We start from the raw sequence: 12,368 nt of genomic DNA, 5'->3' as shown, positions 1-12,368 counted from the left end.
GACCCCGCCGAGGCCGGACCCCCGCGCCCACCCCGCCCCGACACCCCCGCCAGCGAAGACCCCCACACCACCCAACGCCACCAAACCTCACCCAGGGTGCCCGAAGTTCGACTTCCCGCAGCCCCACATACGTCCATTCGCAACCTGGTTTAGACCACTCCATCCTCCAGACGCTCTAGAGTGTTAAGCGTGACACGTCGAGCAAAAATCGTCGCGACCCTCGGTCCCGCCACCTCGAGCCCGGAAGTCCTCCGCAAGCTCGTCGAAGCCGGACTGGACGTCGCCCGACTCAACCTCAGCCACGGAACCCACGACGACCACAGCGCCAACCTCGCCAACCTGCGAGACGCCGCTGAGGCCGCACAACGAGCAGTCGGCGTCCTCGCCGACCTCCAAGGGCCCAAGATCCGCGTCGGCACCTTCGCCGACGGCCCCGTCGACCTCAACGTCGGCGACGAGTTCACCATCACCACCGACGACGTCCCCGGAGACGCCCACCGCGTCTCCACCACCTACAAGGGACTCCCCGCGGACGTACGCCCCGGCGACCGCGTCCTCATCGACGACGGCCGCATCGCGCTGGAGTGCACCAAGACCACCAGCACCGACGTCCACACCCGCGTCATCGTCGCCGGCACCGTCTCCAACCACAAGGGACTCAACCTCCCCGGCGTCGCCGTCAGCGTCCCCGCACTCACCGAAAAGGACGAGGCGGACCTGCGCTGGGCCCTGCGACAGGGCGTCGACATGGTCGCCCTCTCCTTCGTCCGCAGCCCCGCCGACGCCGAAGAGTGCCACCGCATCATGGACGAGGAGGGCGTCACCGTCCCCCTCATCGCCAAGGTCGAGAAACCCCAGGCCGTCGAACGGCTCCAGGACATCATCGAGGTCTTCGACGGAGTCATGGTCGCCCGCGGCGACCTCGGCGTCGAACTCCCCCTCGAAAACGTCCCCATGGTGCAAAAACGCGCCGTCGAACGCTGCCGCGACAAGGCCAAACCGGTCATCGTCGCCACCCAGATGCTCGAATCCATGATCGGATCACCCCGGCCCACCCGCGCCGAGGCCTCCGACGTCGCCAACGCCGTCCTCGACGGCGCCGACGCCGTCATGCTCTCCGGAGAGACCAGCGTCGGCAAGTACCCCGTCGAGACCGTCGAGACCATGGCCCGCATCGTCAGCGCCGCCGAACAGGAATCCCTGCGCGCCTCGCACATCCTCAACCGGGTACCCGAGACCACCGGCGGAGCCATCGCCCGCGCCGCCGCCGAGATCGGCGCCACCGTCGGAGCCAAGGCACTGGTCGCCTTCACCATGTCCGGAGAGACCGCCCGACGCCTGGCCCGCTACCGCTCACCCATCCCGCTGATGGCCTTCACCACCGAGGAGACCACCCGCGGCGTGCTCTCCCTCACCTGGGGAGTCGAGAGCAACCTCGTGCCCTGGGTCGACAACACCGACGACATGGTCCGCCAGGTGGAGGCCGAACTCCTCCAACTCGGCGACTACCACAAGGGCGACAAGGTCGTCATCGTCGCCGGCAGCCCGCCCGGAACCACCGGTTCCACCAACTCCCTGCGCGTCCACCGCCTCGGAGACGCCGTCGCCCTCGCGGCGCGATAGCAACACCCGGGCGCCCCACACCGGGCGCCCCCGACGTGCCGCATCAGGTCCGGCCCGGAGGACACGGCGTATGAGCCGCGCCGCCCACCGGGTCAGGACCAGGTGCGGCCCCGCCGCCGCGCCGCCCTCAGGCCGCCGACTCCCCGCGCACGTCCCCCCGCGGCTCCGGCCCCGCCGCCGCGCCCCCCTCGGGCAGCACACGCTCCAACGGCATGTCCCACGGCAACAGGTTCCACGGACTGCGCTCGTCCTCCGTCAACAGACCCAGCGCCGCCCACACCCGGTCCGTCCCGCCGTGGTCGCCCTCCACACCCTTCTCCGGCCACAACAGGTAACCCGCGTGGAAGGCCATCGACAACTGCTGCCACGACGCGTACCGCCGCTGAAGATCCGAGGCCACCCGACGCAACAGCGTCTGCGTCTCCACCGGACTCAACCAGTCCAACGACGCGCCCCCGCACACCAACCGGATCACGTGCACCGACTTCCACCACTGGTAGGCGCCGATGAGCACCGTCTCGTCCGCCTCGGCCACCCCCGTGACCGCGCGCAACCGCGCCACCTGCTCCCCACTCAGCCGCACGTGCGCGCCCGTCACCTGCCCGCCCCGCTCACGCGGCAGACGCGACCTGGCCACCCCCGCGCTCAGATCCACCACCAGGTCCAGCTTCGGACCCGTGCGCAGCTCCTCCAACAGGGCGTCCACCGCCTCCAGCAGCGACTCGCGGTCGGTCACCCCCCACTGGCGCTCCAGCATCCGCTGGTAGGGACGGCGCAGCGACGGCCGCGCCACCACGTCCCAGGGCTCGGCCAACGCCACCCGGAACGGCGCCGCCACGGCCGCCGCCCAGCGCTCCGTGCTCAACGGCGCGTCGGGGTCCTTGGTGCGCAGGGTGGGGGACTCACGCGAGCCCACCACCAGCTCGGCGAAGGAACCGGCGACCAGCGCCACGACGGGCACGAAGGCCCAGCCCGGCTGGCCGACGGCCACGAGAAGGACGATGAGCAGCGCGACGGGGGTCAGCAGCCACGGCTGGCGGCGCTGGGAACCCCACGCCACCACCACCCAGGCGCCGATAACCAGTGCGCCGACGATCCCGGCCACCGCGGTCAGCACCCGCTGCTCCTCTCCTGAGAAATCGCTTCTGGAACTCCAGGATCAAGGACGCGCGCCCGCGGAGGCGACCGAACTCACGGGTTGTACTCAGGTTGTGGCCGTGATGTGACCGGTTCCGCCAGGTTGCCCCGGCATAAAGTGACAAAGGGCCTATTTGGGGCGGTACCGGCTGGGTAGTTACGCAGGTTCTGGCACGTCTGTCCGGTCCCTCAGTACTTGGGCCCCACGAAGGCGTCCATACGCGCCACGGCCTCCTTCCGCGACACCGAGATGGCGGTCTTGTCCTTGAACGGGGGCTGGCGCTGGATGTGGCTCGTCCAGGGAATGCCGAGCCGCTCCAGGGACGACGTGAAGAGGTCCACGATGTCCTGCGACGTGTTGGAGAAGTGGTAGCGCGGATACTCGTAGTACTCGTCCTTCCTGCCCCTCTTGCGTATCCGGTTGAGGGCACGGCATCCGTCGGAGTGAACCAGGCCCCGGATGAACAGCTCAGGGTGGTTGTTGACGACTTCCTGCTGCCAGGTTTCCAGGGCGATCCTCCTGGAGTGCTTGTGGCCCGGTCCGTGCTGGGGGAACAGGCAGAGCCAGTGTTTGGAGGCGGCTTTGACGGCCGTGCACCCCTCACCGCGGCTGGCACGGAAAGAGGTGATCGGGAACACCTTCTGCATGGCATCGCCGCAGAGGTCCATCAGCCCCGGGTACTTGTTGTCGCAAAAGACCCAGAGAACGTACACCCCGCGCCTTGAGGCGGTGATGTGACCGTCTCCGAGGTAAAGCCCCAGTAGGTAGGCGTAAGCGTTGTCATCAAGACGCGCGTTGTGACACTTGGGGCAGTAGGTCGTCCGGTCTTGGCGCCTTCCCTCTGTCGCGGGCGCACGCCTGTTGCCGTAACGCCAGTGCCTGATCGCCTGCACGGAGACGCCGCACTGTGCCGCGATGGCTTTGTCAGTCAGGCCCAAGGCCTTGAGGCGGAAGGTTTCGTCTACTACGTCACGTGAGTACATGACCTGAATAGTTGCCCATGCCTGTGACATTCCGTCGATGGCGTGACTACCGTGGGTTGATATGCCCCAAATGACGAGAGCCGCCTGATTGAGGCGGCTCTGTATGTCTGTGCCCTGAGTGGGACTCGAACCCACACTGTAATAGGTTTGAGCTATTTCCCTCTGCCGATTGGGGTATCAGGGCTTTTGTTGGGCGAGGACATCGTGCTTGGCTGTCCACCATCCCGCCGGACCGGTTTGCTCCGTCAACAGTGGTATCACGATTGACGCGCATGCCCGTCCCGACGTCCAGCATCCTAGCTGATCTCGGTAACCTCGTGTACGTGACGAGGACGCAGAGCCGTGTGGTGATCGCGGAAGACGAGGCCCTGATCCGCCTGGACCTCAAGGAGATGCTTGAGGAGGACGGTTACGCCGTCGTGGGGGAGGCCGGTGACGGTGAGACCGTGATCCGCCTTGCCCAGGAGCTCAAGCCCGATCTGGTGATCACCGACATCAAGATGCCCGTGCTCGACGGCCTCTCGGCCGCCGAGCGCATCGCCGCCGAGCGCATCGCCCCGGTGGTGATCCTGACCGCCTTCTCCCAGAGGGAGCTGGTCGAGCGGGCGCGCGAGGCCGGGGCCATGGCCTACCTGGTCAAGCCGTTCAACAAGGCCGACCTCGTGCCCGCCATCGAGATGGCCACCTCGCGCTACGCGGAGCTGTCCGCGCTGGAGTCGGAGGTCTCCAGCCTCCAGGAGCGGTTGGAGACCCGCAAGCTGGTCGAACAGGCCAAGGGTCTGCTCCAGAGCCGCCACGGGATGAGCGAGCCCGAGGCGTTCCGCTGGATCCAGAAGAACTCGATGGACCGGCGGCTGACCATGCGCAGGGTCGCCGAGACGGTCGTGGAGACCCTCGGCGGCAAGCAGTGAGCCGCCATCCGTAAGCGGCGCTTACGCGCCCGCGCCAGCCGGACTGAAACTGGTCTGGACGAAGGGGGCCGCACCCGACCGGGTGCGGCCCCCTTCGTCGTCCCCGCGCGGTCCCCTCTCCCCGGCCCCTGTGATCACTCCGGTACGCCGGGTGCGGAGGAAGTGTGCATTTCAGGCGCTTAACGCGGTGGAAACAAGACAGATGTTCAGGGTCAATGTGCCAGGTGTACCGGTTTGGTCTCGTTTGCGCACGATGGGGTGACGGTTGGGTCACGTGGCATTAGCGGATCTGAACAACTTGCCTAAATCGGGCTAAACTCACCGCACCGAACAGCAAAGGACAGCGGTGGCGCGTGCGCGCATTCGCCACCGCCACCCTCAGATGCGCAAGGAGCGCGCGTGCGCACACGTCTTGTGACCGTGTTGCTCGCCCTGATCACCGCCATCCTGGTGATCCCGGGGCCAGCGGCGACGGCAGACGAACAGGGCGGTGAAGCGCTGCACGGTCAGATCCTCCATCCGGAGAACCGGGACCAGGGTGTCGAAGGCATCATGATCACGGTCTACGACGGCGAGGACGAGGTCGGGGCGGCGGAGACCGACTCTGAAGGAATGTGGGAAGTGGGCCTGCCCGGACCGGGCACCTACCGCGTGGTGGTGGACCAGGAGTCCGTCCCCGGGGAGTTCGCGGTGATCGAGGCCCTCTTCGTCGACGGTGAGACCGAGGTGGAGGTCGAGGCGGACGACCGGCGGCCGTTGATCGTCGCCCTGGAGGCGGCGGGCGCGGCCGAGGAGGAGTCGGCCTCGCCCTCGCAGGAGGAGACGGAGGACTCCTCCGACGGGGAGGCGGCCGACGAGGAGTCGTTGGCGCCCAACACCGGCGCCGGTGGCTCCTTCGGGGACCGGGTGCTTCAGCTCACCGCGGCGGGTCTGCTGTTCGGCCTGGTCATCGCGGTTTCGGCGATCGGGCTCTCGTTGATCTTCGGTACGACGAAGCTGATCAACTTCGCCCATGGTGACCTGGTGACCTTCGGTGCGATGATCGCGCTGCTCTTCAGCACGGGTGCCGCGGGTATGGGCAACGCGCTGCTGGCGCTCTTCCTGGGGTTGGGCGCGGCGGTTCTGATCGGCGCCTTCCTGGAGGCGAGGCTGTCGCGGACGGCGCTGGTCGTCGCGCAGTGGTCGTCGATCCTCGCGGGTATCGCGCTGGCGACGGTCCTGGGCGTGATGGGTGACGCGGTCGGTTGGAGCGTGCCGCTGTGGTTGGCCGCGGTGGTCGCGGTGCTGATGGGCGCGGTGCTGGGCGGGTCGATGGAGCGCTACATCTGGCGTCCGCTGCGGCACCGCAACGTGGCGATGATCCAGATGTTCATCGTCTCGATCGGTCTGGCGCTGGTGGTGCGGCACGTGATCCTGGTGCTCTTCGGGGCGGGCCGGGAGCGTTACGCGGGTTTCCAGCTCCAGGAGATGGTGCGCCTGGGGCCGGTGTCGATGCCGCCGCGCGACCTGGTGGTCATGGCGGTGGCGGTCGTGGTGCTGGTGGGGGTGGCCTGTCTGTTGCAGTTCACCCGGATCGGCAAGGCGATGCGCGCGGTGTCGGACAACCGGGACCTGGCGGAGTCGTCGGGTATCGACGTGGACCGGGTCACGCTGTACGTGTGGGGGCTCGGTGGCGGTCTGGCCGCTCTGGGCGGTGTGCTCTACGGGCTCAACCAGGTGGTGGAGTACGAGATGGGCTTCCGTCTGCTGCTGATGATGTTCGCCGCGGTGATCCTCGGCGGTCTCGGCACGGCCTACGGTGCGATGGTCGGCGGCCTGGCGGTCGGCCTGGTGGCGATGTTGTCCACCCTGTGGTTCCCGTCCCAGCTCATGCAGGCATGGGCTCTGGCGCTGATGATCCTCATGCTGCTGGTCAGGCCCCAGGGTCTGCTCGGTCGGCGTGAGCGGGTCGGCTAGGAGAGAAGACGATGGATATCCTTTCGATCCTCGCCGAGTCCACCCGGTCGGCGCTCGGCCCGATCGCGGCGATCTACGCGCTCGCGGCGATCGGCCTCAACCTCCACTTCGGTTACACGGGGCTGTTGAACTTCGGCCAGGTGGGTTTCATGCTGGTGGGCGCCTACGGCGTAGGCATCAGTGTGGCGGTGTTCGACCTGCCGTTGGTGGTGGGTTTCGGTGTCGGTCTGTTGTGCGCGTTCGTGATGGCCCTGTTGTTGGGCATTCCGACGCTGCGGTTGCGTGCGGACTACCTGTCGATCACGACGATCGCGGCGGCGGAGGTGATCCGTCTGGTGTACCGGGCGGGTTTCGCCGAGCCGCTGACCGGTGGTGTGTACGGGTTGCAGAACCTGGCGTCGGACTTCCGTGCGATCAACCCGTTCGACGGGGGTGAGCGTTACGGTTTCGGGGCGTTGTCCTACAACGGCAACCACCTGTGGGTTCTGGTGGTGACGTGGGGCCTGGTGCTGTTGATGGCCGGGTTGACGTGGGTGCTGATGCACAGCCCGTGGGGGCGTGTCATCAAGGGCATCCGGGAGGACGAGGACGCGGTCCGCAGTCTGGGCAAGAACGTGTTCGCGTACAAGATGCAGGCGCTGGTTCTGGGCGGTCTGGTGGGTGCCCTGGCGGGGTGCATACTGGCCGTGTACCAGGCGTCGATCCAGCCGGACCAGTTCAAGCCGCAGGTGACGTTCTTCCTGTGGGTGATCCTGCTGTTGGGTGGTGCCGGTCGGGTGTTCGGTCCGGTGCTGGGCGCGATGGTGTTCTGGTTCCTGATGAACTTCACCGACGGTGTGCTCCAGGGTTTCGGCTCGATGGGGTGGCTGCCGTTCCTGGACGGTCCGGACTACGGTGCGATCCAGCTGGCCTTCGTGGGTCTGTTGCTGGTGTTGCTGATCGTCTTCCGGCCGCAGGGTCTCATCGGCGACCGCAAGGAGATGCTGATCAATGTCAAGTGACAAGGTGGGCGGCGGCGTCGGGTCCGGGGTCGGGGTCGACCGTGTGGCCGGTGCGGAGCCCGTGCCGGGTTCGGCGAAGCCGGATCCGATCCTGGTGGCGGACGGTGTGCGCCGTTCCTTCGGCGGTCTGACCGCGGTGGACGTGGGGCACCTGGAGGTGCAGCGGGGGACGATCACGGCGTTGATCGGTCCGAACGGTGCGGGTAAGTCGACGCTGTTCAACCTGTTGACCGGTTTCGACCGGGTGGACGGGGGGCGTTGGACCTTCCAGGGCAGGCCGATCAACGGCAGGCGCGGTCACCAGGTGGCGCGTGCGGGGATGGTGCGGACCTTCCAGCTGACCAAGGCGCTGACCCGGATGACGGTGCTGGACAACATGCTGTTGGGCGCGCCGGGTCAGTTCGGTGAGCGGATGGCGGGTGCGTTCCTGCGGCCTGTGTGGCGGAGGCAGGAGAGGGAGAACACGCGTCGCGCGCTGGATCTGTTGGAGCGGTTCAAGCTCATCGACAAGCGCGACGACATGGCGGGTTCGCTCTCGGGCGGTCAGCGCAAGCTGTTGGAGATGGCGCGTTCGCTGATGACCGATCCGACCATGATCATGCTGGACGAGCCGATGGCGGGGGTGAACCCGGCGCTGGTGCAGTCGTTGCTGGGGCACATCACGTCGTTGCGCGACGAGGGCAAGACGGTGCTCTTCGTGGAGCACGACATGGACGTGATCATGGGTATCAGCGACTGGATCGTGGTGCTCGCCCAGGGCCAGGTGATCGCGGAGGGCCGTCCTTCGGACATCCGGTCCAACCAGCAGGTGATCGACGCCTACCTGGGTGCCCAGGAGGAGACGGCCGAGGCCCCGGGGAGTGGTGATGACTGAGAGCGCGCAGCCGAGTCCGGAGAAGGTGGCGAAGGTCTCGGACGAGGTCCCGGTGGAGGCCGTGGAGGCCGCCGTGGCGCAGGAGCACCGTGAGGAGGTGTTGGAGCAGGCCGGTGAGGCGGCGCCGGTGGGTGGTCCGGAGGACTACCTGTTGTTGGCCAGGGAGCTGGTGGCGGGGTACGTGCCGGGGGTGAACATCCTCAACGGGTGCACCCTGACGCTGTCCGAGGGCGAGGTCGTGGCGATCATCGGCCCGAACGGGGCGGGTAAGTCCACGCTGATCAAGACGGTGTTCGGGCTGATCCCGGTGCGTGAGGGCGCTCTGACGCTGCGGGGGTCCGACATCGCGGGTCTGCCGGCGCACAGTCTGGTGGAGCGGGGGGTGGGTTACGTTCCGCAGACGCAGAACGTGTTCCCGTCGCTGACCATCGAGGAGAACCTCCAGATGGGGGCGTTCCTGCGGCCGCGGACGTTCACGAAGCGGTTCGCGGCGGTGGCGGAGCTGTTCCCGCTGCTGGCGGATCGGCGCAAGGCCAAGGCGGGGTCCTTGTCGGGTGGTGAGCGCCAGATGGTGGCCATGGGGCGTGCGCTGATGATGGAGCCGTCGGTGCTGTTGTTGGACGAGCCGACCGCGGGTCTGTCGCCGATCTACCAGGAGGAGGTCTTCCAGCGGGTCAAGGAGGTCAACCGGACGGGTGTGTCGGTGATCATGGTGGAGCAGAACGCGCGTCGCTGCCTGCAGATCTGTGATCGCGGCTACGTGTTGGACCAGGGGCGCAACGCCTACACCGGTACGGGTGCGGACCTGTTGAACGATCCCAACGTGATCGAGCTGTACCTGGGGACGCTGGCCAAGGGCTGAGTCGCCGTGGGGGAGGGGCGGGGCCTGTGGCGGGCTCCGCCCCTTCCTGTTGTGTGGGGGTGCGGTCGCCGCGGGGTGCGCGGCCGGTGTGTGTCGCGGTGGCCGGGTGGCTTCGTGCACAGGCCCGGCGGGGAGATGGCGTCCCGGGGCGGGACAAATTACCCTGGGAGGACGGGCACGTCCGTGCCCGTCCGCGGCCCCGTCCGCAGTGCGGGTCGGGGGCGGGGGAGAACACAGCGGCGCTGTGACGCCCGTGTCGGCCGGTGCGCGAGGAATGCGGTGCCGGTGTCGGGCGTTGAGAACCGTTGAAGAGGACGGGACCCGCCGCGGCGGGCCGGTCCAGACGCGACCAAGGGGGTCGCCGGCCAGCCGCTACCCCTTTCCAGAGGAGCTTTCCAGCATGACGGTTCAGAGCGAGACCACCGAGGGCATCATCCTCACCGACGAGGCGTCCAGCAAGGTCAGGGCGCTCCTTGAGCAGGAGGGGCGGGACGACCTGCGTCTTCGCGTGGCCGTTCAGCCCGGTGGTTGCTCGGGGCTGCGTTACCAGCTCTACTTCGACGAGCGCGAGCTCGACGGCGACGTGGTCAGCGACTTCGGCGGTGTGGAGGTGGTCACCGACCGGATGAGCTCCCCCTACCTGATCGGTGCCACGATCGACTTCGTCGACACCATCGAGAAGCAGGGTTTCACCATCGACAACCCCAACGCCACCGGTTCCTGCGCCTGCGGTGACTCCTTCAACTAGGGGGCGTCGTCCCGCTGGGGGCTCCGGGGCCGGTGGGTCCGGGGCCATCCGGTGGTCGCGGTCCGGGGCGTGAGGCGCTCCGGGGGCGGTCGTCGGGCGGGCCGGGCTCCAGGGTTCCGGTCGGCGGTGACAGGGTTTTCCGGGGGGAGGGCGGTTCGTGCCGTCCTCCCCCTCCTTTTGCCGTGTGCGGGGTCCTCCGCGTGCGGGGCGGGGTCGGGAGCGAGCGGGTGTCCTCTACGCCGCGGGCGCACTGCACTAACCTGGGGCAGTCCGAACCGGGCACGTCCTCTCCCATGCCCGCAGCCCCGTCCGGTCAGCAGACCGACACCTCCCGACCAAGGAGCCTTCGTCCCGTGCGTATCGCGGTTGCCGGATCCATCGCCACCGACCATCTGATGTCCTTCGAGGGTCGCTTCGCGGAACAGATCATCCCCGACCAGATCCAGCAGTTGTCGCTGTCCTTCCTGATCGACGAGCTGGACGTGCGGCGCGGCGGTGTCGCGGCCAACATCTGCTTCGGCATGGGCGGGTTCGGCCTCAACCCGGTGCTGGTGGGTGCGGCCGGGGCCGACTTCGAGGACTACCGCGCCTGGCTGGACCGCCACGGTGTGGACACCTCCGCGGTCTACATCTCCGAGCTGCGCCACACCGCCCGGTTCATCTGCACCACGGACCGGGACCAGAACCAGATCGCGTCCTTCTACGCCGGGGCCATGGCCGAGGCCCGCAACATCGAGCTCCAGCCGATCGCGGACCGCCTGGGCGGGCTGGACCTGGTGCTGATCGGGGCGGACGACCCGGCCGCGATGGTGCGTCACAGCGAGGAGTGCCGCACCCGCGGTATCGCCTTCGCCGCCGACCCCTCCCAGCAGCTGGCGCGCATGGAGGGGCCCGAGGTGCGGGGCCTGATCGAGGGCGCGGCCTTCCTGTTCACCAACGAGTACGAGAAGGCGCTGGCCGAGCAGAAGACGGGCTGGTCCGACGCCGACGTCCTGGAGCGGGTGGGCACCCGTGTCACCACCCTGGGCGCCAAGGGGGCGCGTATCGACCGGGCGGGCGAGCCGAGCGTGCACGTTCCGGCCGCGGTGGTGCGGGATCTGGTGGACCCCACGGGTATGGGGGACGCGTTCCGCGCGGGTTTCCTGGCCGCGCACTCGTGGGGGCTGTCGCTGGAGCGGGCCGCGCAGGTGGGCAACGCGACCGCGGTGCACTGTCTGGAGGCGGACGGGCCGCAGGAGTACACCCTGACCGGGGCCTCGCTCCTGGCGCGTCTGGAGGAGTCCTACGGCGCCGGGGTCTCGGCCGAGGTCGCGCCTTTCGTGTAGTCGACGGGTCGGGGTGGTGTCCGCGAGCCCGTAGAGTGGGTAGTCGCGACCCGCACGACCCGTGTCCGCCTGTCGGACCGGGCCGCGCCCCGCACGGCCGCCGCTCCCTGGGAGCCGGTGTCCCGCACGGGGAGCCCCGTGCCCGCCGGTGCGCTGAAACGCGTGCCGGTTACCCAGCCCAAGCCGTCCGCGCCGGGTCGCCGCGACGGTGGGGAACCTGTCCCGTTGTGCGCGCTCCGGCGCGCCCGCGCGGGCTCGGGCGCGCTGAGCGCCTCCCAGATCTAGGCCAGCCTTACCTGGGATTCCCCGGATTCATCCGGAAAGGACATTGCATGCGCTACACCGGACCGAAGGTGCGGTTGTCCCGGCGCGCCGGCACCCCGCTGACCCGTAAGGCGGTCAGCTACTTCGAGAAGCGTCCCTACCCGCCCGGTGAGCACGGCCGCCGCGTCCGCCGCAACAGCAGCGACTACGCGGTCCGCCAGGCGGAGAAGCAGAAGGTGCGCTGGTACTACGACCTGACCGAGAAGCAGATGCTGCGCGTCTACGAGAGCGCGAAGAAGCGCACGGGGCGCACCGGTGAGGAGATGCTCGCCGAGCTGGAGCTGCGTCTGGCCACGGTCGTGCTGCGCGCCGGTCTGGCCGCCTCGATCTACGCCGCGCGTCAGTTCGTCAACCACGGTCACATCACCGTGGACGGCAAGAAGGTCGACATCCCGTCGTACCAGGTCAAGCCGGGTCAGATCATCAGTGTTCGGGAGAAGTCCCGCAACATGGTGCCGTTCGTCGAGGCCGCCGAGGGCGTCCACGCCGACGACAAGATCGCCGGATTCCTCGCCGTGAGCCACAAGGACCTGCGCGTCGCGGTCGTCGACCGCCCCAAGCGCGAGCAGATCCCGGTGCCCTTCGACGAGCAGCTGGTCGTGGAGTTCTACGCCCGCTAGTCA

11 protein-coding genes and 1 tRNA gene are annotated in these 12,368 nt (G+C 68.3%); 9 read left to right on the top strand and 3 right to left on the bottom strand.

Annotation, left to right across the window (positions count from 1 at the left end; genetic code table 11):
- The first annotated feature begins 189 nt into the window (after positions 1 to 189).
- The gene (gene pyk, locus G011_RS0125605; protein ID WP_013154177.1) at positions 190 to 1,623 is read left to right on the top strand and encodes a pyruvate kinase; all 1,434 of its coding nucleotides are present in this window, start codon (positions 190 to 192) and stop codon (positions 1,621 to 1,623) included.
- Between the two features lie 127 nt (positions 1,624 to 1,750).
- On the opposite strand, the gene G011_RS0125600 is transcribed toward pyk, so the two are convergent.
- The 3 genes from G011_RS0125600 to G011_RS0125590 all read right to left on the bottom strand — a co-directional run bounded on the left by G011_RS0125600 (position 1,751) and on the right by G011_RS0125590 (position 3,928).
- Entirely contained in the window at positions 1,751 to 2,740 is a 990-nt protein-coding gene (locus G011_RS0125600) for a DUF1266 domain-containing protein (protein ID WP_019610957.1), read from the bottom strand.
- Between the two features lie 209 nt (positions 2,741 to 2,949).
- Positions 2,950 to 3,744 (bottom strand): hypothetical protein, encoded by a 795-nt coding sequence (locus tag G011_RS0125595; protein ID WP_019610956.1) that lies wholly within the window; start codon positions 3,742 to 3,744, stop codon positions 2,950 to 2,952.
- 110 nt (positions 3,745 to 3,854) lie between these two features.
- Positions 3,855 to 3,928 (bottom strand) — tRNA-Leu (locus G011_RS0125590).
- A 160-nt stretch (positions 3,929 to 4,088) separates the two neighbouring features.
- On the opposite strand from G011_RS0125590, the gene G011_RS0125585 reads away from it, so the two are divergent.
- The 8 genes from G011_RS0125585 to rpsD all read left to right on the top strand — a co-directional run bounded on the left by G011_RS0125585 (position 4,089) and on the right by rpsD (position 12,365).
- The gene (locus tag G011_RS0125585) at positions 4,089 to 4,655 is read left to right on the top strand and encodes an ANTAR domain-containing response regulator (RefSeq protein ID WP_019610955.1); all 567 of its coding nucleotides are present in this window, start codon (positions 4,089 to 4,091) and stop codon (positions 4,653 to 4,655) included.
- A gap of 399 nt (positions 4,656 to 5,054) precedes the next feature.
- Positions 5,055 to 6,611, top strand: coding sequence for a branched-chain amino acid ABC transporter permease (locus tag G011_RS0125580; RefSeq protein ID WP_026338658.1), 1,557 nt, complete (start codon positions 5,055 to 5,057; stop codon positions 6,609 to 6,611).
- 11 nt (positions 6,612 to 6,622) lie between these two features.
- Positions 6,623 to 7,612 carry a branched-chain amino acid ABC transporter permease gene (locus G011_RS0125575; protein WP_019610953.1) on the top strand — a complete coding sequence of 330 codons (990 nt, stop codon included), beginning with the start codon at positions 6,623 to 6,625 and terminating at the stop codon, positions 7,610 to 7,612.
- Positions 7,602 to 8,486: an ABC transporter ATP-binding protein gene (locus G011_RS0125570; protein ID WP_019610952.1), complete on the top strand. Its 885-nt coding sequence runs from the start codon at positions 7,602 to 7,604 to the stop codon at positions 8,484 to 8,486. The genes G011_RS0125575 and G011_RS0125570 overlap by 11 nt, the downstream gene beginning before the upstream one ends.
- Entirely contained in the window at positions 8,479 to 9,348 is an 870-nt protein-coding gene (locus G011_RS0125565; RefSeq protein WP_013154171.1) for an ABC transporter ATP-binding protein, read from the top strand. The genes G011_RS0125570 and G011_RS0125565 overlap by 8 nt, the downstream gene beginning before the upstream one ends.
- Positions 9,349 to 9,748: 400 nt before the next feature.
- On the top strand, positions 9,749 to 10,096 hold the full coding sequence (locus G011_RS0125560; RefSeq protein ID WP_013154170.1) for an iron-sulfur cluster assembly accessory protein: 348 nt from the start codon (positions 9,749 to 9,751) through the stop codon (positions 10,094 to 10,096).
- 353 nt (positions 10,097 to 10,449) lie between these two features.
- Positions 10,450 to 11,421 (top strand): carbohydrate kinase family protein, encoded by a 972-nt coding sequence (locus G011_RS0125555; RefSeq protein WP_019610951.1) that lies wholly within the window; start codon positions 10,450 to 10,452, stop codon positions 11,419 to 11,421.
- A 332-nt stretch (positions 11,422 to 11,753) separates the two neighbouring features.
- A complete protein-coding gene (rpsD, locus tag G011_RS0125550; protein ID WP_013154168.1) occupies positions 11,754 to 12,365 on the top strand; it encodes a 30S ribosomal protein S4 in 612 nt (203 codons plus the stop codon).
- Positions 12,366 to 12,368 lie beyond the last annotated feature (3 nt).

Source organism: Nocardiopsis sp. CNS-639 (assembly GCF_000381685.1).
GTDB classification, from domain to species: Bacteria; Actinomycetota; Actinomycetes; order Streptosporangiales; family Streptosporangiaceae; genus Nocardiopsis; species Nocardiopsis dassonvillei.
Note: the sequence above shows the minus strand (reverse complement) of the source record. Positions and strands in the feature narration are given on the sequence as shown.

What these genes read in the sequence shown, in the direction of transcription:
- G011_RS0125595 (WP_019610956.1), bottom strand. Translation starts at nt 3,744, where the DNA reads ATGTACTCACGTGACGTAGTAGACGAAACCTTCCGCCTCAAGGCCTTG.
- G011_RS0125575 (WP_019610953.1), top strand. Translation starts at nt 6,623, where the DNA reads ATGGATATCCTTTCGATCCTCGCCGAGTCCACCCGGTCGGCGCTCGGC.
- G011_RS0125570 (WP_019610952.1), top strand. Translation starts at nt 7,602, where the DNA reads ATGTCAAGTGACAAGGTGGGCGGCGGCGTCGGGTCCGGGGTCGGGGTC.
- G011_RS0125565 (WP_013154171.1), top strand. Translation starts at nt 8,479, where the DNA reads ATGACTGAGAGCGCGCAGCCGAGTCCGGAGAAGGTGGCGAAGGTCTCG.
- G011_RS0125560 (WP_013154170.1), top strand. Translation starts at nt 9,749, where the DNA reads ATGACGGTTCAGAGCGAGACCACCGAGGGCATCATCCTCACCGACGAG.
- rpsD (WP_013154168.1), top strand. Translation starts at nt 11,754, where the DNA reads ATGCGCTACACCGGACCGAAGGTGCGGTTGTCCCGGCGCGCCGGCACC.